Origin of the sequence: Vibrio sp. SCSIO 43097, assembly GCF_023650755.1 — a bacterium.
Classification (GTDB): domain Bacteria; phylum Pseudomonadota; class Gammaproteobacteria; order Enterobacterales; family Vibrionaceae; genus Vibrio; species Vibrio alginolyticus.
The window spans coordinates 1393892-1414575 of the sequence record NZ_CP071841.1; the positions used below are offsets into that span (position 1 = coordinate 1393892).

At 49.0% G+C, this 20684-nt stretch carries 17 protein-coding genes; 6 read left to right on the forward strand and 11 right to left on the reverse strand.

Annotation, left to right across the window (positions count from 1 at the left end; genetic code table 11):
• Positions 1–282: 282 nt before the first annotated feature.
• Positions 283–1182 carry an AraC family transcriptional regulator gene (locus tag J4N40_RS22700; RefSeq protein ID WP_115386868.1) on the reverse strand — a complete coding sequence of 300 codons (900 nt, stop codon included), beginning with the start codon at positions 1180–1182 and terminating at the stop codon, positions 283–285.
• Positions 1183–1366: 184 nt separating this feature from the next.
• On the opposite strand from J4N40_RS22700, the gene J4N40_RS22705 reads away from it, so the two are divergent.
• Positions 1367–2230, forward strand: a complete 864-nt coding sequence (locus J4N40_RS22705) for a helix-turn-helix domain-containing protein (RefSeq protein WP_250654532.1) — start codon at positions 1367–1369, stop codon at positions 2228–2230.
• A gap of 91 nt (positions 2231–2321) precedes the next feature.
• The gene (locus J4N40_RS22710; protein ID WP_115386866.1) at positions 2322–2909 is read left to right on the forward strand and encodes a GNAT family N-acetyltransferase; all 588 of its coding nucleotides are present in this window, start codon (positions 2322–2324) and stop codon (positions 2907–2909) included.
• A 110-nt stretch (positions 2910–3019) separates the two neighbouring features.
• Here the strand turns inward: J4N40_RS22710 and J4N40_RS22715 are convergent, their stop codons facing one another.
• From J4N40_RS22715 to J4N40_RS22740, 6 genes are all read right to left on the reverse strand, one after another.
• Positions 3020–3286, reverse strand: coding sequence for a DUF2999 family protein (locus J4N40_RS22715; RefSeq protein ID WP_004746427.1), 267 nt, complete (start codon positions 3284–3286; stop codon positions 3020–3022).
• Between the two features lie 103 nt (positions 3287–3389).
• Positions 3390–4499, reverse strand: coding sequence for a lipocalin-like domain-containing protein (locus tag J4N40_RS22720; RefSeq protein ID WP_250654533.1), 1110 nt, complete (start codon positions 4497–4499; stop codon positions 3390–3392).
• Positions 4499–7030 carry an ABC transporter permease gene (locus J4N40_RS22725; protein ID WP_250654534.1) on the reverse strand — a complete coding sequence of 844 codons (2532 nt, stop codon included), beginning with the start codon at positions 7028–7030 and terminating at the stop codon, positions 4499–4501. Before J4N40_RS22725 ends, J4N40_RS22720 begins: the two co-directional genes overlap by 1 nt.
• Entirely contained in the window at positions 7017–7727 is a 711-nt protein-coding gene (locus tag J4N40_RS22730) for an ABC transporter ATP-binding protein (protein ID WP_250654535.1), read from the reverse strand. The genes J4N40_RS22725 and J4N40_RS22730 overlap by 14 nt, the downstream gene beginning before the upstream one ends.
• Before the next feature lie 487 nt (positions 7728–8214).
• The gene (locus J4N40_RS22735; protein ID WP_025768686.1) at positions 8215–8460 is read right to left on the reverse strand and encodes a DUF3297 family protein; all 246 of its coding nucleotides are present in this window, start codon (positions 8458–8460) and stop codon (positions 8215–8217) included.
• A 105-nt stretch (positions 8461–8565) separates the two neighbouring features.
• Entirely contained in the window at positions 8566–10557 is a 1992-nt protein-coding gene (locus J4N40_RS22740; RefSeq protein WP_064369561.1) for a U32 family peptidase, read from the reverse strand.
• Positions 10558–10784: 227 nt separating this feature from the next.
• On the opposite strand from J4N40_RS22740, the gene J4N40_RS22745 reads away from it, so the two are divergent.
• A complete protein-coding gene (locus J4N40_RS22745) occupies positions 10785–11231 on the forward strand; it encodes a DUF302 domain-containing protein (RefSeq protein WP_033906624.1) in 447 nt (148 codons plus the stop codon).
• A gap of 95 nt (positions 11232–11326) precedes the next feature.
• Here the strand turns inward: J4N40_RS22745 and ptsG are convergent, their stop codons facing one another.
• Positions 11327–12769 (reverse strand): glucose-specific PTS transporter subunit IIBC, encoded by a 1443-nt coding sequence (gene ptsG, locus J4N40_RS22750; protein WP_081886422.1) that lies wholly within the window; start codon positions 12767–12769, stop codon positions 11327–11329.
• A 265-nt stretch (positions 12770–13034) separates the two neighbouring features.
• On the opposite strand from ptsG, the gene J4N40_RS22755 reads away from it, so the two are divergent.
• Genes J4N40_RS22755 through J4N40_RS22765 form a run of 3 tightly spaced genes read left to right on the forward strand, consistent with a single transcriptional unit; the run spans position 13035 to position 16409 of the window.
• The gene (locus J4N40_RS22755) at positions 13035–13742 is read left to right on the forward strand and encodes a response regulator (RefSeq protein WP_005383484.1); all 708 of its coding nucleotides are present in this window, start codon (positions 13035–13037) and stop codon (positions 13740–13742) included.
• Complete coding sequence (locus J4N40_RS22760) at positions 13732–15162, forward strand: ATP-binding protein (protein WP_176311370.1); 1431 nt, start codon at positions 13732–13734, stop codon at positions 15160–15162. The genes J4N40_RS22755 and J4N40_RS22760 overlap by 11 nt, the downstream gene beginning before the upstream one ends.
• Before the next feature lie 2 nt (positions 15163–15164).
• Entirely contained in the window at positions 15165–16409 is a 1245-nt protein-coding gene (locus tag J4N40_RS22765) for an ABC transporter substrate-binding protein (protein ID WP_176311369.1), read from the forward strand.
• A gap of 73 nt (positions 16410–16482) precedes the next feature.
• On the opposite strand, the gene J4N40_RS22770 is transcribed toward J4N40_RS22765, so the two are convergent.
• The 3 genes from J4N40_RS22770 to J4N40_RS22780 are packed head-to-tail and all read right to left on the reverse strand — an operon-like array spanning position 16483 to position 20684.
• The gene (locus J4N40_RS22770) at positions 16483–17685 is read right to left on the reverse strand and encodes a type III PLP-dependent enzyme (RefSeq protein ID WP_250654536.1); all 1203 of its coding nucleotides are present in this window, start codon (positions 17683–17685) and stop codon (positions 16483–16485) included.
• A complete protein-coding gene (locus J4N40_RS22775; protein ID WP_104976381.1) occupies positions 17678–19507 on the reverse strand; it encodes an IucA/IucC family protein in 1830 nt (609 codons plus the stop codon). The genes J4N40_RS22770 and J4N40_RS22775 overlap by 8 nt, the downstream gene beginning before the upstream one ends.
• A complete protein-coding gene (locus J4N40_RS22780) occupies positions 19479–20684 on the reverse strand; it encodes an MFS transporter (RefSeq protein WP_064369565.1) in 1206 nt (401 codons plus the stop codon). Before J4N40_RS22780 ends, J4N40_RS22775 begins: the two co-directional genes overlap by 29 nt.

The window sequence follows — 20684 nt, forward strand, 5'->3', positions numbered from 1 at the left end:
GCTGTAGTACCTAGTTTTTATTGTGCCTAGCGTTGTAGGTCGAACGGGGTCGATAGAATTTTTTCAGTCTAGGTTCGCTTCATGAATAATCTGTGAAATGAATCCCAACTCAGCCGAGCGAATGAACGCGCGTGGTCAAAACGCGAAGTAGGATCACGAAAATACTGAGGTATTCGTTCGTGTTCTAAGTAATTGGATTAAAAGATAAACAGCGTTTGGAAGAACGGATTTAAGCAACCAGAGTAAGAAATGAAAAAGCCTGCAACGATGCAGGCTTTTGGTTTATTTGATGGCAGTGCAGAAGCTAACGTCTGCATGGTGCGTTTGTGGGTCAAAGCTGTGGTAAAGCTCAAAGCAAGGACGATCGTCGTTCTCAATACCGGATTCAATCACTTTGCTCATGACATCATCCCACGCTTTTGAGTATTGGCTCGGGTCAGTAATGTGCTGGCGCATCACCGCATACTGACCGCCGGGGAAGTCTTGCAGCTCAATACCTTTCGGAACTTCGGTATCTTCTGGCACCATTAGACAGATGTCAGTACGGCACTTCTCGTCTGGCGTGATTTCTGGGTTGTCATGGTAGATGAAGATGCAGGTATTGCCTGCCAAACCTTTCATTCCTGCCCATTGATACAGGCGACCTGACGGCTCTTCATAGCCTTGGCCGTAAGGGCCGTTTACGCGAATGTAAGCCAGTTTTGCTTTTTCAAAGTTTTGCGTTTCCATTGTCATGCTCCATTTGGTGAGTTCAGAGCCAGTATATGAATCGCTTGGTGTTACTTCGTTTCCATTCTTGCGCAACGTGTGTCCAATCTTGCTGTTTCGTGCTAATTCAGAAAATTGCTGGTAGTTTTCGCAGTCACGAAAGGCTGTAGGTGTGACGCCATAATGTTGTTTGAAGGCTTTGGCTAAGCTCTGTGAGCTAGCAAATCCGTACTCTAGGGCAATGTTTAATACCGGTTGCTTGGATTTGAATAAGTCATCGGCGGCGGCTTCTAAACGTAAACGTCGAATGAAATCGGCCAATGTCTCGCCTTGCACGGCTTTGAAGGTGCGATGAAAGTGATAAGGAGAAAGGTTTGCCAGCGCGGCCACTTCTGGCAGGTTGAGTGGTTCATTAAAGTTTTGTTCTAAATAACGAATCACAGGAACCAGTCGTTGGTGGTAGTCGACGCGCATCGGGGTATTTCCTTGTTCTGTTCAGCTTGTTTTCTCTGCTCAAAGCCTACCGCAATCCAACAAGCTTGCAAGGGAGCAGGGTGAGAAATGCGTGGCGAGATGCGCGTCAATCAGTCACACTCAACTAACAGATGTTTAAGCAAAAACGTTGCGCTTATTATCTTTACTAACCGCTAGGACAATCATGATAGCTTGGAAACACACTCTGCCAGAGTACGAATGGCTCATTCATCAAGTGTGGTACTTGGAAGTACCAGAGGGTGAAGTCATTGACCCCAAGCCGCACCTTATTCCAAACCCGCGAGCTCATTTACTCTTTACGCCACCAGAGCAAGGCTACAGCTACGACACGGGAGACACTAAGCTTACTGGCAAAGGCTGCCATTTATTAACGGCTAACGAACACTTGCTGCTGTTGGAAGATACGGCTCCCATCAAGCGTATTGGTATCACCTTTCGTCCAGAGGGTTTGTATGCCATTGAGTCACTTTTTAGTGATGTATCCCAAGTTAGCGCAATTAACCAATGCGAATGGTTTGATTGGCTCAACACGGCGTTTGATGTGCGCTTTCAACAAGGGTTATGGCTGCTAGAGTTGCAAGATTCACCGCAATGTTTGCTGAACTACATCAAACAACATCTAGGTGCGTTAGATATCGAACCTTGCCGTACCAAACCGTTTTTGGCATCGCAAAAAGCAGTATCCGTGATGGACGCTCAAGCATTACGCTCACCTGAGCTAGCGATGGATATTGATGAGATAGCCAAACAGTGCGCCTGTTCTCGAAGAACACTTGAGCGCAGTTTCAAGCAAGTGGTGGGGCTGAGCGTTAAGCAGTATCAACAAATGGCACGTCTGGAGCAGATGATTTTGACCCTCTACAAGCAACAAGAGGCGATTGATTGGGCGAGCTTCTCCCAACAATTTGGTTTCAGTGACCAATCGCATTTGATTCGAACCCTCAAACAGCAGCTAAGGAAAACACCGAGCAAGTACTTGAAAAAGCGTGACTTAACCATCGATATCTATGGCGACTTTGAGTCGTAATACATTGCTAATCAGCCCGAAAGTTGTCGCAAAAATCCAATTTTTCTCTTATCCGCTGGGCTACTATTTTCAGCAGATAACGAGGTAACACATGTCATATCAAAAACTAAAACAAGGCGAAGCCATCCCATTTAACGAATCGTTGACTATCCAACTGATTCAAGGCTCTGATCTACAAGATATTATCGAGATGTTGAACGACGATAAGGTCAATCAGTATCTGTTCTTCGCACCTGCTGACAACAGCCTGTATGAGGGTTTCTTTGGCCCTATTATTGAAAATACGGCACAAGCGCTCAAAGACGGTGTTTGGCCAGATAGCCCAACGTTCGTGATTCGCGACCAACAAGGCCAGTACATGGGAATGTGTGCAGTGACCGCGGTGATGTTCTTAACTGGCAACTACGAAGTGGGTTATCAATTACCTACTTGCGCATGGGGCAAAGGCGTTGCGACTCGCGCTTGTCAAATGATGACCGAGATTGGCTTTACTGAGCTAAACGCCCATAAAGTCAGTGCGGATTGCTACGCTTCTAATGCTGGCTCTTACAAGACGTTAGAGAAAAATGGTTTTACTCAAGAAGGCCGTCAGAAAAACTACTACAAACTAGAGCAAGGCTTTGACGACAAGCTTTACTACGGCATGACCGCAGAACAATTCGCGTCTTTAAATCGCTGATCATTAACCGACAAAAATTAGCTAACAACAACGTAGCGAACAAAAAAGGCCGTTAACCCACATGCTCGGGTTAACGGCCTTTTCTATATTCAGCGCTAAATGGCTAAGACTTAGTTGCCTTGGTTTTGGCTTTGAAGCTTCTCTTTTGCTTCTTCAACCTTTGAGAAATCCAATCCCAACTCGTCTACGGCTTCTTTGATTAGCGCAGGGTTTTGCATCACTTGCGCCATCAGCATTTGTAGCTTGTCTTGTGGCAAACCTAGTTGGCTGATTGTTGCCATTGCCGCTAGAGGGTTTTGCGTCAGAGTCTGAAAAATCTCGTTGATTTGCTCATCGCTGATGTTGTTCTCTTTCAGCAAGGCGATAATTGGGTTCATCATATTTCCTTTCAATCATTCATTGGATGACACTGAGGTGCAGTGTATCACTCGGTTACCGGTGTTTGTACTAGCTGAATAATTGGGGCTCCCGCTCAACATTTCAATACCCCGTTAGCTCCATGTAACCAGTCCCAGAATGAGAGCCCTCAATACGTACTGGGCCTTCCCAATAAGGTACCGAAAGCGGCATTTTCGCGTTCGGGTTGAGAGCAGAAACGGTAAGCTCAATTTGCTGATTTGGAATCGACACTTGCCACTGGGTTGGATACTTTCGCCCTTGGATTTCTGTTTGCTTGGTTGCTATTAAGCGAATGTCTTTTTGAGAAATGGCGATGCCAGAGCCATCTTGCTGCATCAGCTTTGCGCTGGCGTAACTAGCTTGTCCGGTTTTGGAATCCCGCAACTGGAACACCACCAAGCTGGTTTTGTCACTCAACCTCAGAGCAAACCAGTCCCAGCCTTGTTGTGAGTCGAGTAAGAATTGCGAGCTCCACTCTCGATCTATCCAGCCTTTGCCGGATACTTGATGGGTTTTGCCATCGATCGTGACTTCACCGGAGACATCAATAAACGGTTGGCTGTAGTAATACGAAGCCACCTGACCATCGCCACTTTTGGTACTGTAACCTTGCTCGCCTTGCTTTTGATAAGGCGCAGTGCTGGTAAGCGTCAGCGAATAGCCAAACTGTTTGGAGTTTGCATTCAATGTGGCAGGGAAGAGGTCGTTGGTTGAAGAGGTCCACTGCCAATCATCGAGGTAAACACGAAATGGAGAGCTATCGACGCCGGCTAAGGACGCTTGAGCGCGTGACCATTTTTCATCGGCGTAGTGTTTGTCCGCGGTCGTGACTGCGCTGTGCGCCATGTAGATTTGTTGAGCTTGCCATTCGGTTTTCTTCACGTCATCTTCGCCCGTTGGTGGCGCAGCAGCAAAGCGAAATTGTGTCCATTGAACGCCAAGTGGGTTGCCATCTTCATCAATTAAGTTAGCGGTTAAGTACCACCATTCATGACGAAAATCCGGGTGTGCTTGATGGTCTGCCGGGAAGGTGAGTTCAATCCCTTTTTCTACGGGAGTGAATAGGTTGCTCTCGCTTTGCGTATCTCCGCTTCCCAGCAACGTGCCCATATTTTTTTGTTGGGCATCTTCACAACCGAACAGGAACAGACTGCTCATGAATAGAGTAAGTGTGCTTGCTAATCGAACCATCACAACACCTCGCTTTGCAAACTGGATACGACAGGCTTGCTGACCAATCGCCACAGCGGAATCAAGGTTGCAATCACCGCCACCAAGATGGTGATCGCCGCAATACTGAGGGCGTCACTCCAATTCCACAGATAATTTAAGCTCCAACCAAAAGCGCGTAAGGTGACGATGTCTGTCAGCACATAACCCACCATGGCTCCGAGGGGCAGGGCGACAACCAGAGTAAAACTGACTAAAGCGACGATCTGCCCGACCACCATGGTCATTAATTTACGACGGCTGACGCCAAGTGCATACAGCCTTGCAATGGCGGCTTTGCGCGCGTCGAGCAACATAAAACAAGCACTGAACAAACCAATCACCGCGACCATCAACGTCACGCCGTTGAGTGCGCGTGTAATGGCGAAGGTCTGCGAGAAAATATCCAACGCGATGGATTTGATTTGCGCCTGGTCGTAGAGTTGACTCGGATGCAGATTCAATTGCTCGCGCAGTTGCTCGTAGACGATTTGTGGGTCCCCTGAGACTTTAATGCCAAGGCTTGTTGGCAGGTCGGTAAAGCCACTCTCTTGCCATAACTTTGGTGCTAATAAGACTTCACCGTTAGGTGAGCCGTAATCATGGAATACCGCACCCACAAGGAGGTTCTTATTTGGAACGGCATCAAGCGTGAGCTCGCTACCCAGAGATAAACCCAGTTTGACCGCGGTTGGTTCACTGATAGCGACCAACTCACCTTGGTAAAAGCGTGACCAGAAGTTCTCCAAACGCGATTTGAACACCATTGTTTGCTCTAAGGTGTCTTTGTCTTTGGTGCCAAGCAAAATCGGTAAGCCTTGCAGGTTATCGTCGACGTAGTATTGCTTGTAGACGGTCTCAACATTGTCAAACTGTCCTAATGCGCGCTCTACATCTGCGATTTCCCCTTGCGCAGGGCTGACGTAAATATCGGCGTGTAACCTTTGTTCTAACCACTGCTTTAGGGTGGATTCAAAGCTACCAACTAGCTTGTTCATCCCCATATTGGCAGTAACGGCGAGTAGCAGTGCCATCATGGCGAGAGAAAGCGGAGAAATCAGCTCACGCAGCTCAGCAAACAGATACTGCATCAAACCGGAATTGGTGCGCTTCTCACACCAATTGGCTAAGACGCTGAGTGTTTTGGGTAGGTACAAAGGAATCGACACTACAAGCACGCCGAGCCACGCCATGGTGAAGCGGTGATGCTCACTCAGCCATAACCCTGCGAGTGCGAGAGTCGTCAACGCAGCACCTATCACGAACAATTGGTTTTCGTTAGAGGCTTCAGGCGCTTGATAAAACCCGCCATGAGAGGAAAGCGGTTGGCGCACTCGCTGTTTAAAGTGCTGCCAACACGCCAACAGGGTTGCGGTTAACGTGAGCAGCAGCGCTTGCGCCCACCATTGCCACTGCCAAGTTCCGGGCAGAAGTGTCGCGCCATAAAGTTGTTCTAGAGTCAGTGCCACGGTCGGATGTAGCCAATGGCTAAGCTGCATGCCCAATACAAAACCGAGGGAAGCGCCGATGGTAACGAGAACAGTGAGTTCAACTAACAGCGCAGAGAGCACAATGCTCGGCGCAACGCCCGCCTGTTGAATCTGCACTAACAGCCGATTGCGTTTAAGCAAGCTGTACTTAACGCCGTTGTAAGCAATGAACAGCCCGACTAAAAACGCGAGTAAGCTCATTGCGGTGAGATTGAGGTGAAAGCTGTCGGTCAGTGAGCCAAGGTCTGTGCTTTGATTATTGGAAATCCATTGTCCTTGCTCGCCAATGATGCTTTGCCAATTTGCTTGCGTGTCTTTATTCCCTTTATCACCCGAATGGAAAACCGCAATGTAACTGAGCTGCCCTTTTTTATTGAGCAGTTGCTGGGCAAAGCCAATGTCCATCAATATTCGGCTACCTAACTGCCATTCGTCAGGCAACACCACCACTTGGGTTGGAATGTCGTCCAGAGTTAGGGTTTCTACCTCTCCTAAGTTTTGATGTTGAGATTGGCTCATCATCACGATTGGCTTGCCAGCTAAAAGCTCAGGTAGAGGCAAAGCACTGTCGAACAAAGACACGTTCTGTTGGTTATCTGATGACTTTTGCTTGTTATCCGTTGAGTAGCGCGAACGTGAAGAGATGGCAGCAATTAACTCGCTACCTTGTACTGACCAACGACGACCTTGTTCGTCTCTCACTCGCCCTTCGATTACAGGTAGTGCTGCACTGAGCCCGTTTTGTCTAAGGGTGAAATAAAGAGACTCGGGCAGATAGTTTTGCCCTGCTGGTGGAATAATTAAGTTCTGAGCTTGTGCGCTAAGCTGCTCGGTAGATTCCGCATAACTTCGTTTGGCATTGAGGTTGATGGCTTGCACCGCAACAAATAAGGTCACAGCCAACACGATACCGATCAGAATCGCGGCGGCTTGCAGTGGTGCTTGTCGATAATGTGCCGCAAACAGATCCAGGGCGAGTCGAGTATGCGTGAATCTGGTGGTTGATAGCTTAGCTTGCTTCATGGCGAAGCTCATGTTTGTTTACTTGATGACTGTTCTGTAGCTGACTGTTATCCAATCGCAGCCGTGCTTTCATAAATTCAGCGCATTCATGGCTGTGTGTTACCAATAGCACCGCCGTATTGCCCTGGGTGGTGATTTCACTGAGCAGTTTCATCACTTCCAAGCCTGCTTTTTGGTCGAGGTTACCTGTGGGTTCATCAGCAAGTAGCAGTTTAGGTTTGTGTGCTAAAGCACGTGCGATAGCGACTCGTTGCTGTTGACCGCCGGAAAGGGCAGAAACATGTCTGTCGAGAAGTTGGCTGATGCCTAGAGTCTCGACCAAATAATCGCACCAGTCGTTCCATTTCTTTTGATTCAAATGCAGAGGGAAGGCGATGTTTTGCTGCACGTTGAGCGGCGTTAATAGATTGAATTGCTGGAAGATAACACCGAGTTTTTGGTGTCGAAATCGGCTCCATTGTGGGTCTTTCCAAGCCGCCGTGTTATCGCCATCTAACCACAACTCACCATCGGAAAGCGGCTCAAAGCCAGCGATGACATTGAGCAAAGTACTTTTGCCGCTGCCACTTGCGCCCGTCAGCGCAACACTCGCTCCTGTGTTCAACGTGAAGTCGACGCCTTCCAACACGCGATGTGTCTCTTTGCCATCAACAAAGCTTTTGCTGGCGTGTTTGAGTGTGACAAGTGGGCTTTCCATTTCCTCTCCCTGTATTCAAAAGGTGTCGTTTCTTTTGGCAATCACTATTGCAGTTATGTCTCTAGAAACTTTAGACAACAATCAGATAAAAACAGCGATTTACATCGAGTTTAGGGTCTGTTGACCTTTCGAGCTGATTTTTGCAGCGAATTGTTGGGTGTTTGTGCAAGGCAGAAGCTTTGATGTGTAGTTAGCCTACATGAAAAAGCTGATAACGCAGGAGAAATGACCAACAAACGCTGCCCAAAGGGTTCGGCTAAAATCGTTCTATGCTTTGTTAAGGAGTATTTACTTAGAATGCTAGGCTACACACTCCTTGCCTCGCCTAAAACGATTTTATCTCGAACAAAACTTAATCTCGAAAGATAAACAGACCCTACTTTGTACTGAAAATAAGAGGGAAGAGATTAAATGAGGAAGGGATATGACAGGCATTAAAAAAGCCCGAGTCAAACTCGAGCTTTCAAAGATATTCAGCGTGGTCAGCTTACACGTAGTACGCTTCAACTTCGCCTTTAAGTTTGATTAGCATTGGGTTACCGAAACGGTCTTTTGCTTTAGGAGAAGCAATTTTCACCCAACCTTCGCTCACGCAGTATTCTTCTACGTCTGTGCGCTCTTGGCCGTTGATACGAATACCGATTTGGTGCTCGAAGCATTCTTTGATGAAGAATGGGCTACGTGGGTTACCCGCTAGGCGATCTGGTAGAGCTGGTTTAGCTGTGTCTGTCATTTTGTGTGACCTAAATTCCGTAAAAAGTGCGATATTGTAGTCAGTGCACTGTATGTGTTCAAGATATGTTGAGAGTGGATGCGTTGTTTAACTTTCAAGTACCGCCTATAACCCCTTTAAATACTGCGCGTTGGCTGTTGGTTGAATCATGGCATTCAGCGTTTGGACGGCTTGTTCACTGTGATCTTCAAGTAGAGCTAAGAACGCGTCAATCAACTCAGGTTTGCTTGCTGAGACTTTTGTTTCGGTCTGGATATCACACAGATCGATCAACACATCGGTAAACAATTGCGGCAGATCGTGCAGCACTTGCAGGTTTAAGATGTTGTGCTCGCTGTAGATTGAATTGTGGCTGCCTTTTTGTTTTTGCACCAAGTAAGGATTGTCTTTTAAGTTGATGATAGACGTGCGTTTATCACAGCGTTTCAAACAACTTTTGTTGACCTTCACCTTACGGCATCCTTCGGTTTGTTGAAACAAACATTGGCGGCTCGTGAGTAGAGTGTTCGGGTGATAAATGCTGTAGAAGCTGCGCATGTTTTTCGGACGCTTTATGTGACGCACCTGCTTCATATTCAGCTCGTTAGAAACAAACGCGCCACTTGCCGCGAACTCGTCTTGAAGGCATTTAAACGCGTATGAGTTCACCGTGTTCAGTTGTGGGCCTGCCACCCAGCCTAAGCCGAGCTCTTTTGCGATCATGCCGACACCTGAGTTGTTGGTGATCAACAACTCAGGTTGGATGGTTTCCAAAAATACGCGCGCGGCGTGGTAGTCTTCGCCAATCAAAATGGCTGGGAACCAAGGTTTGAGCATTGGGTTGGCTTGGAACAATTCAATCATCGCGCTCAGTTCACCAGACAATCCCATTGGCAATTGATAGTAAACATCAACGTCGTGGTATTCGCACAGCATGGCTTCTTGTGCTGACGAGATCAGAACCGATAATTTTGGCGCACCTTGGCGAGGTTCTGGTTGAGGTAACGTTGGCAGAGTTGGCACATCAATCGACCCTTTCAAGCTGCTGCCGGATACTTGTGTTGAAGTGACATCGAACGACTTAGTTTGCTCTGCCACTTTCTCAATGATCGCGGTTTTGTCATCGTAGAGTTTCTTTTTCACCGCTTGTACATCATCAGCAGACTGGCATTGGTAAACCTTCGAAAAATGCTTTACAGCATGGTCGCGCGGGTTGTCGATGTACATCGCCTTGCCGAAATCACCTTGCAAAAATGCGTTGGAGAAATCACGGTTGAACACTGTGTATAACTCTGTGGTGTCTTCAGAGAGTTCCAAACCCTCGCACAAGCGATCAATCTGTTTACGCCAGTTATCGACCACGGTGTACACGTAGTGGGATTTCTTAATGCGGCCTTCCACTTTCAACGAATACACACCCGCATCAGCAAGCGCTTCCAAGTCCCCAAAGGCGGAGTTGTCTTTCATATTGAGTGGGTAGTTGTTGCCTGTTTTGGTCGTTTCGTACTGTTCGCGACAAGGTTGGCTACAGCGTCCACGGTTACCTGATGCGCCATTGCGAGCGGAACTGATGTAGCAAATTCCGGAGAATCCGATGCAGTATGAGCCGTGGACAAACACTTCCATCATTACGTTGTGCTCGCGACCAAATTGCGCCAGATGTTTTATCTCACTGATGTTAAGTTCGCGAGATAAGTTTACTCGGCTTGCGGTGAGCTGGTTGAGAAAGAGGATTTGGCCTTCGTTATGCGTGTTCAGTTGCGTTGAAGCGTGCACATCCAAATCGGGAAAGTGATGTTTGAGAATGTAGGCCAGACCGAGATCTTGTACGATCACGCCATCGATTTTGGTGGTGTTCAGTTGGCTGAGCAAGCGAACAATCGCTGGAATTTCACTTTCTAAAATCAGCACATTCAACGTTAGGAAAATCTTACAGCTGTGCTGATGGGCCAACGTTAACACGCCATTTAAGTTATCTAAAGTGAGGTTGGTCGCTCGGTTACGAGCATTGAAGCGGTCGAGCCCACAGTAAATTGCATCGGCGCCAGCGGCAATGGCGGCTTTGATGGAATCTAAATCACCACCGGGTGCTAATAACTCAAATTGATCGCGTGTCACTACTTTTCTCTTTCTTACTAAAATAGGCTGCAAATGTTACGTATTTCACGCTTTTGATGCTCAGCTAGTTAACGCTTTATTAATCTGAATCAATTAATCCGTGTTACACGGTCGACTCTTGAGTGGGTAGAGTGCAATTCGCGATAGCGGAATTTGACTTCTATAGTTTTCCTACACTTGGTTTTTCTATATCTAGTTTTCGACTCAGAGAGAGGAAGGGACGACAAATGAAAAAAGTAATCATTGGGTTGGTCGTGGCGTTGACGTCATTGAGTGCATTGGCTGGGGAGGGTGTGGTAACCGTTGCGAGCACGCATTCAGCAAAAAATACGGCGGATAAATTTGTCGCTATCGCGCAAGAAAAAGGGTTGAACGTCTTTGCGCGCATTAACCATCAAGAGAATGCCACGAAAGTCGATATGACGTTGCGACCAACCGAAGTTATCGTGTTTGGAAACCCTAAAGTAGGCACGCCACTGATGATCTGTGCGCAGGAAGTGGCGCTCGATTTACCCCAAAAAGTGTTGGTGTATGAAGATGATGAAGGCAAAACGTGGTTAGCTTATAACGATCCTATTTATTTAAAGCAGCGCCATCATATTGAAGGCTGTGACGAGGCATTGAACAAAATCAGCGGCGTGCTGGGCAATTTAACCAACGCGGCGGCGAAGTAGGGCTGGTTATTGGCTTCGCTTTTTTTACTCCGAAAACGAAAAAGCCAACCTCACAAGGAGGTTGGCAAATCTTACCTAGATTGGGGGAGGTAAGATCAGGAGGTGGCGAGTACGCTGTGCACTTTTGACTTAATTGAGTCAGACTGCGTGCCGAAAATCGCTTGTAAACTGTCGCCAATCACTAACACATCTCGCGCGCCAAGTGCTTTTAGCTTAGCAACATCAACGTTAGCGATGTCTTTCACCGAGACACGCAGACGAGTGATACACGCATCGACTGACTTAATATTGGCTTTGCCGCCCAATGCAGCTACTACATCCACCGCAATTTCATCAGGCTCTCCGGTAATCTTCACTTCTGCAATGTCGGTTTCACGACCCGGCGTTTTCAGATCCAACTTCACAATTAGGAAGCGGAACAAGCCGTAGTAGAGCGTCGCCCAGATTGGACCGATGATGATGAACATCCACGCGTTGCTCGACATTGGGTAGTAAAGGAAGAACTGGATCGCGCCGTGCGCAAAGTCAGTACTGTGTTTGATTTCCAAAAATGCGGTGATCGCAAACGCAATACCAGTTAGGAAAATATGGATCACGTACAGCACTGGCGCGACGAATAGGAAGGTAAATTCGATTGGCTCTGTGATACCAGTTAACCAAGAGGTCAACGCCGCAGACATCATCAAACCGCCGACGATTTTCTTACGCTCAGGAGACGCGCAGTGGTAAATCGCCAATGCCGCTGCTGGTAGCGCCCACATGGAGTACATAAAGCCACCAGACAGATAACCTGCGGTTTTATCGCCCGCGAAGAAGCGAGTGAGCTCACCGGTAAACTCTTTGCCGGTTTCTGGGTCTACATAGCTGCCGACTTCAAAGAAGAACGGCGCATTCCAGATGTGGTGCAAACCAACCGGGAGTAGTGAACGTTCGCCCGCGCCGTAAACCGCCCACGCGAGTACAGGGTTTTGGTACGCTGCCCAATGAGAGAATGCATCAAGAAGTTGTCCGACAGGTGGCCATGCAAACGCGAGAATCGCACCAACGACGATCGCCGATAGACCGGTGACAATGGGCACAAATCGCTTACCCGCGAAGAAGCCCAAATATTCCGGCAGTTTGATGTTGTAGAAGCGGTTGTACATGATTGCCGCCACCGCACCGATAAAGATGCCGCCAAACACCCCGGTTTGCAGCGTCTCAACGCCCATGATCGTGGCGTCAGTTTCTAGGCCGCGCAGGCCAGTCACGATACCGAGCGATGCGTTCATAATAATTAGGCCAACTAAGCCTGCGAGCGCAGCCGCACCGTCATTGCCTTTTGATAACCCGAGCGCCACACCGACCGCAAACATCAACTGCATGTTGCCGAACACGCCTTCACCGGCGGCGAGCATCACTTTGTTGACCGCGTCTGGAATAAACGCAAAACCCGCGTTACCAATACCCAGCATCAAGCCAGCCACCGGTAACACCGCCACAGGCAGCATCAACGACCGCCCTATTTTTTGTAGTTGTCCAAATATACTTGCAAACATGGTTTCCTCCTGACGAATGCCAGTGTTGTAGGACCTGATTCCTTCAGGTCATGTTGTTTCACGTAAGGTCAGGATGATCATAGCGAGCAAGGCGGCGCCTAAGGTTACAAAAGGCAATCAGTTTGTAAGTGGCCGCTTACAAATCTCTTACACCGAGAAGTGAAAATTGCAATCGGCTCGATTGTGCATGGGCGTTTAAGAATGCATCATATTGGCCAGCGCCAAACTCAGGGGCAGGCACAGGGACGGACACAGGGAAAGTAGGATGGAAAACAAGCAGATACTGGTCGTCGATGACAACCTCGACCTTCGCGAAGCGTTGTCGGATTACCTTGGCCGCGCAGGGTTTGAAGTGCTTTGCGCGGAAAACGGCGGCGTGATGTGGCAACTGCTCAACGATCACCATCCTGATTTAATCATCCTCGATATTATGATGCCCGGTGAAGACGGCTTTACCTTGTGCCAGAAACTGCGCAAAAATTCCGATATCCCGATCATCATGCTGACCGCCGTCACAGAAGAAGCCGACCGAGTCGCAGGACTAGAAATGGGCGCTGACGACTACATCACCAAATCATTCAGCCCGCGAGAACTGCTCGCGCGCATCAAAACGATTCTGAGACGCAGCCAATCGACCGCCAATAGCAAACTGACGCGTAAAGTGCGTTTTGACGATTGGTTGTTAGATACCGTAACCCGGCAACTGACCCACGTCGCTAGCCGCGAAGTTAAGCAACTGAGTGGCGCGGATTTGTCGCTGCTCGGTTTGTTCGTCAACCACGCGCAATCAATATTGTCTCGCGATGACATTGCGCGCGAGATCTGGGGACGTGATGCCGACCCGTTTGAACGCGGCATTGACGTGCAGATCAGCCGCTTGCGTCATCACCTTGAAGATAAAGACCGCTCGCTGATCCTAACGGTGCGCAACAAAGGCTACATGCTGACCACGGACGTGCATTATGAGAATTAAACGCTGGACGGGATCACTGGTCGTTCGCACCAGTGTGTTCTTGTTACTGGTGATCATTCTGGCGCAGGTATTATCCGGGATTATCTGGTATCAACACGCCAGCGAACGCGATAAAGAAGGCCTGACCACCACGGTCAAAAGCTTAGCACTGAGCGCTTCTTCCACCATCGCTTTCTTTCAAACCCTCCCTTCGGAATACCGCCACTTGGTGCTCAATCAACTACGCAATATGGGCGGCACGCGCTTTTTCGTCTCACTCAATAATCACCAGATTGAGGTCGACCCACTGCCAGAGAGCGAACGCAAAACGTTGGTCATCAACCAAGTTCGCGAGGTATTAGAAAGCGAGCTGAGCGGCATTCCTAATATCGAGGTGGAGTTCACCCAGCGCGACAAACTCAAAGTGTTCAACAACGAGCTACCTATCGATGAACTGCCACTATTGTGGGCGCATTATTCGCTTTCGTTTGGTGACCTCAATCCACCGATTCTGGTGATGCAGGTCGAAGTCGCACAGAACGAATGGTTTTATCTCGCGGCGGTGCTACCCGCGCCTTACATCAACCTAGAGACTAACTATTTTGAGCTGCGCCAATGGCTGACGCTATTGGTGTCCGCGCTAATGCTGTTGCTGTGTACCTGGTTTATCGTTCGCAAAGAAATTCAACCCATTCGAGAGCTGGCAAAAGCCGCAACCCTGATGTCGAGCCGATTAGACGTGCCCGAAGTCTCTGAGCGCGGCAGCAACGAACTGAAAGCGGCGGTCCGTGCGTTTAACAAAATGAACCGACGCATCGACAGCCACATTAAAGACCGCGAGATGCTGTTCAGCGCCATCTCCCACGATCTGAAAACACCAATTGCCTGCCTAAAACTACGAGCGGAAATGCTGGATGACGACGCCGACCGAGAACGCTTTATCCGCCTGAGTAACGACCTAGACTTGATGGTCAAAGGCGCATTGCAATGCATTAAAGAGACCGATATCCACGAGGAAATCGAGCCGATCAATTTCACCCAACTGATTCAGCACATTTCCGCCAATGTCGCCGATGCGCCGGACACGATTCGCATCCACGGCGAAATCCGCACCCACTTTGCTGGTAAACCGTTAGCGATTAAGCGCTGCATTCAGAATCTGGTCGATAACGCGCTCAAATACGGCCATCAAGCGGACATTACGCTGATTGAAAGCCCAGAGTCGATCCAGATTGAAATTGAAGATCACGGTGGCGGTGTTGACGATTCATTACTTGAAAAGCTCTGCCAGCCATACTTCCGCGCTAGCAACGATAAAGAAGGCAGTGGGCTAGGATTAACCATTTCACAGAGTATTGCAAAGGCTCATGGCGGCAACTTGTTGCTGAGCCATTCTCAGTTTGGCGGCCTCTGCGCCACGCTGACTTTCCCGAGAGACTGACTATGAACAAACTGGCATTCTTGTTCCCACTGTTGCTCGCCCCTTGCGTCGCTCACGCTGAGTCGCCACAAGGGGTAGAGTTTTTACATTGGTGGACTTCTGACGGCGAGCAGCAAGCGCTGCAAACACTTAAAGCTCAGCTAAAACAGCACGATATAGAGCTGCTGCAAAGCCCGGTGTTAGGCGGTGGTGGAGACAGTGCGATGACGGTACTGCAAGCTCGCGCGCTGGCGGGCAATCCACCAAGCTTCGCGCAAATCGAAGGGCCAAGTATTAAAGCATGGGATGCCATCGGTATTTTGCACAACGTCAACGCAGTTGCCGATGAGCAGCGCTGGGACGAGGTGCTCTACCCGCTATCTATTGAAATCAACAAAACACAAAACGGCTACATCGCCCTGCCACTTACGCTGCACCGTTTGAACTGGCTGTGGGTCAACCACAAGCTGCTTAAACAACTGAATCTATCCGCGCCGAAAAACTGGCAAGAGATGTTCGCCGCCATGGAGCTTGCGAAGCAAAATGGCATTGTACCGATCGCGGTCGGTGAGCAGCCGTGGCAAGTCGCCCAACTTTTCGAGAACTTAGTGATCTCCACTGGCGGCGTTGAGTTCTACACCAATGCGATGGTCAAACTAGAACGCGACAGCATCGACAGCGACACCCTGCGCCAAGCGTTGACGCAATTTCGTCGCCTCAGTTTGTTGATCGACAACCAATTACCCGACAGTAAGTGGGATACCGCCACCCAAGCGTTAGCCGACGGTCAAGCGCTGTTTCAAATCGGCGGTGATTGGATTTTGGGTGAGCTGCTCGCCAATCAAGTCTCGGTTCCGCAAGAGGTCGGCTGTTACCCAACGCCTGACAGCGATGGTGTATTCCTCTACAACATGGACAGTTTGGTGTTTATGTCGAGCAAGTCGTTTTCTGCCGAGGCGGCTCAGCAAACCGCAAGCGCGCTAGCAGACGTCGAGTTTCAAGCTAAGTTCAATAAGATAAAAGGCTCGATTCCGGTACGCACCGATATCGACATCAGCGATTTTAATCCGTGTCAGGTCCAGTCATATCAAGACTTTCACTACGGCGTTAAGCACAACCTCGCTGTGCCGAGTATGATTGATTCGATGGCGGTCAATCCGGTTGCTCAGCAGGCGATAAACTCGGAAATCTTCCGTTTTTACCGCAATCCCAAAATGGAACCCGACGAGCTGATAAAACGCATTATTGCTATTTCGCAAAGCGGTTAATGGCAATGAATTTGTGCCGAGTGGAATAAAAAAGCCCCAATGATTGGGGCTTGAGTAAAGCGAAGTATGCCGTTTAGAAATAGTGGAAGATCGGCGGTTCATGCATCAAGAAGTTTTGATGGGAGATGTTCCACGCATAGGCGCCCGCTAAGGTAAACACAACATAATCACCAATATCGACGTGGGCGACGTGTTGATTGCGTGCCAGCACATCTTTGGGCGTACAAAGCTGGCCGACAAAAGTTGCTTGTGCATGCTGAATTGGGTGAGAAATCTCGTGGTGTTGCTCGCTTTTCAGGATGACGAATGGATGATCATGGCTCTGCGCCGCTGGCGTGCGGAAGTGGTGAGTTCCCTCGCGTGCGATGACAAAGTTTTCGCCAAGATTTTGCTTAATATCCAGTACTTCCATCACGTAATAACCGCATGCCGCCGTGATGAAACGTCCGCATTCAAAACGCAGTGTCCAATCTTGCACTTGCTCTTTAGCGATGAGGAATTCCAACTTGTCGCAAAACTCCATCCACGGAAAGTGTTGCTCAGGGTTTTGGTAGTTGATGCCCATGCCGCCGCCCAAGTTGATCATCAGCTCACCGAGTTCGAACTCCTGCTGCCACGCCTTCACGACTTGGAAATAGCGCTGCATTAACGCTAAGTGGCGTTCAACATCAAGCTGATGCGACATCAAGTGAAAATGGAAGCCTTTGAGTGACACTTGCGGGAAATCGCGCAGCAACATCAAAGCATTGCTCAGTTCGGACTCGTCCAAGCCAAACGGAGTCGGCTTGCCGCCCATTGCCAACTTGCTGAGCGTGATGTCGCCAATATCGATGTTCATACGCAAAAAGATCGAAGCAGGGCGGTTGAGGCGCTCGGTTAGCGCACCAATGCGTTGCAGCTCAGTGAGGCTTTCGACGTGAATCGCATTGACATCAAGTTCAATCGCTTGTTGCAATTCACTTGGCATTTTTCCTGGGCCACCGAAGATCAATGGTTTATCGAGTTGTTGCTGGTGGAGGTGTGCCAACTCCCCGCCAGATGCCGCTTCAAAACCATCGACATACGGCGCGAGCGTTTTGAGAATCGGGCCCGATGGATTGGCTTTAGCTGCGTAAAATAGCTCGACATTTTTCGGCAAAACGTGACGCAGTTGTTTGATGTGTTCTTCTAAGGCGCTTAGGTCATACACGTACGCGCACAAGGGTTGACTTTGCTGCTGTGCGAGCGTGTGAACTTGTTGGCAAACGCGTGTCGGTAGAGAGAGTGAATTAGACATGTTGCGATCCTTTTTCGTGTTGCTGCCAAGGCGCGGCGACTTGGGTATAGCCCGACTCCTTATCGGCTTTTTGCATCAAACGCGTGGTGAAATTATTTTTGCTTGGGAAGTGACCGCCATTTAGCAACGTTTCTAGTTCCGGTTGTTTTCCATTCACTGATTGCCAATGCACAATGGCACTTTGCACCGCATTCCACAGCGTTTGCTCTAGTGGCTCATCACCTTCTGCGATGAAGAAAATCGCTTCGCTGATGTTGTTGATAAAGGTGCAGTATCCGATGCGATTCCAGCCTTGTTCGCGACTGTAGTAAACCGATTGTCGTGCGCGTTCAGACAAGTCAGTTAATGTTTCTGCTGGCCAGAACTCCGGCAGTAATTTAGTGCCTTCCAAATCACGAATCCAAACACAACACGGCATCTCTTGCTCAAAGCCAATCAGGGTGTTTTGCAAATGCGGCTCAAACGCCACCCCGTGTTTGAAGTAGTAATTAAATACGCCCGGGATCAGGCAATGCAAATAGCGTTCAAACCAAAGTGTCGCGATGTCGGAATAGCGATTTTGCGTAGGACGCGCTTTGTTTTTAAGGCGTTGAGCAATGCAACTGTTGCCGTTATTGTCGTAAGCAAACAGAGCGCCAGCGAGGGTTGGTTTCAAGATGTCGACTTCGCTCAGCGAGAAATTTTCGCGATACAAAATCCCAAACGATTCGCGTGCTTTGGTGTTGTCGTCCCAGTTGTGCTCAGCGACACTTTCTAGATTCAACGTGGTGGCGTAAGGCTCTGTCATCACTTTAAATACGGGGTTGTGCAGCTGTTCGTTTTCTCTAATTGGTTTGAGAATCGACGTGAGTTGCACGGCGCTGTCGAGTTCGTACCACGCGTTTTTGCGCACGCAATTGGTTAATCGTACGTTGATGGAGAATTTCGCAAACCAGTCCATGTCAGGGTGGTAGAGAGTACGAACTGAAGAGGTCGGCTGCATCTTTTCACCACCTAAACCCAGTGGCGTGATCTTGCCTTGTTCAATGGCACGCTTCACGCTTGGGTTACTCAAAATGGTGTAGCTTTCCCAAGGATGACAAGGGTAGAGGGTCTTCCCATCGCTGGTGGCGTGTTGTGGCGCGAGCTGTTGTAGCATGCGTTGCGCAGGGTTAGCTTCTCCGTCGGAACTCAGCACATCAAGTAAGGACGTATCCACTTCAAACCAGTACAACGGGACTTGCGCGCCGACTTCTGGAGAAAACGCCAAGAGATCATCCATGGTGACGCCCGAACGACTTTTTGGGGTCGGATGGAAAGTATGCCCCCAAATCAGAGACTGTTCCGAAGCGATAAACTCGTTGTGATGCGATTTGGGCGCGACGTTGAGAAACTGCTCGGTAACCAGCACGCTATTTTCCAGTTGTTCGATCAGCTCATGGTTAAATGGGATCGCCAACACCTGCTTGAGATAGTTAAGCAAAAGCGTAAGAGTTTGCGTGGCATCCAATTTCGCCCAACTAGATCCCGGCATTTTCGCCCAAGGCAGTTCTGCCAATTTGATTTTGCCCAGTTTGCTCGCGTAGTGAATCGGCAAAACCAATACGCCATTTTGTTGAGACAGATGAACGGCTACCCGTTGTTTTGCGGAATAGTTGCGTTTTAACGTTTGGGGTAGCGATGTCGATTGGTAGTGCCATTCTACTTGTTGATTCGGTAGCGCAAATTCTCGTAAGTAACAATTAAGAACACCCATTATCGTGTTGAGTTGGGCTTTCTCACGATTGAGCTGCACCTCATGCGCGCGTAACTCGCTAGTCTGAGAGTATTGAGTTTGTAACATGTTGATTTCCAAATTTTGAGTGGAGAACCAGCGCGATCAAGGTGATTACGCTGACTATCGCAGAAAGTAGGAAAGGAACCTCAAGTAGCCCCAAGCTAGAAATGAAAGAAGCGCAAAATCCCGCTGCCACGCCACCCCATTTGGACATGGCATCAAAGCGAGAAAATACTTTGCCACTGAGTTTGCGATCCAGATTGCTCGCAAGATGCTGATGCAATCCGTGATAACAACACACCATCGCGATGCCGAAGATAATTCTCGCAGCAATGAGTGCGGTTTCGGACGCAATCAAATGCAAGGCAGAGCTCACGGCAAGCAATGCAAACCCAAGCCACAACGTGCGCAGCGGTTGATGGCGATTCAACCCATCTGACAACACGTGAATTTTTCCTGCCAGCAACAGATAGACGCCATGCGGCAGTGCGTACAAAAAACCGATCCATGCGTGGTTAGTGATGCCATATTGCTGCACAAACGGCGAGAAATAAGGAAAGGTCACCACCATAGAAAACGCAAACCCGAATTGAGCAAAGAAGATCCAACGAATGGCATGCATTGCGTTTTTCTGTGCAACCGGTTTTTCTTGCTGAGGTTCTGAGTTTGGCTTTTCGAGGTTTCGTTCGGCAGGTTTATCCGCAGGCAGTGTTAGCGTGATGCCCATCGCAATCAAAGGCAAAACGCATAACCAAAGGTACGCGTTGAGCGGGTTGGTCTCTGACAAGCTCCAGCCGAGCCCAATAGGCGCAACGATCAGCGCCAAGCGAGCAGATAGTTGGGTTTTATTGAGTGACTTGCCGAGTGTTTTGGCTTCTTTAATTTGACTAGATAAGTAGCTGTTCGAGGCGGCCATGGTGCCGCCAAAGGTTCCTTGAACAATAAGACCAAACACAAACATGGCGAGGTTGTCTGCCAAGCCGCACAGCGCAAACCCTGCTGCAAGGCCAAGTTGCGCACGCAAGAGTGAGCGGCGGCGACCGTAGCGATCGGCAAAGTTGCCCCAAAATCGCGCTGCCAACGCAGTACAAAACGTAGGTAGGATAAACAATACCCCTGCCCAGTCCGCATCAATACTTGCGCCTAACGTTGGCAACACGACGGGTAGAAATAGCGGCATACCTAACGCGGCAAACGCAGCGATAAAGTGGCACAACAACACACTGTAGATGAGTTTGGTCAT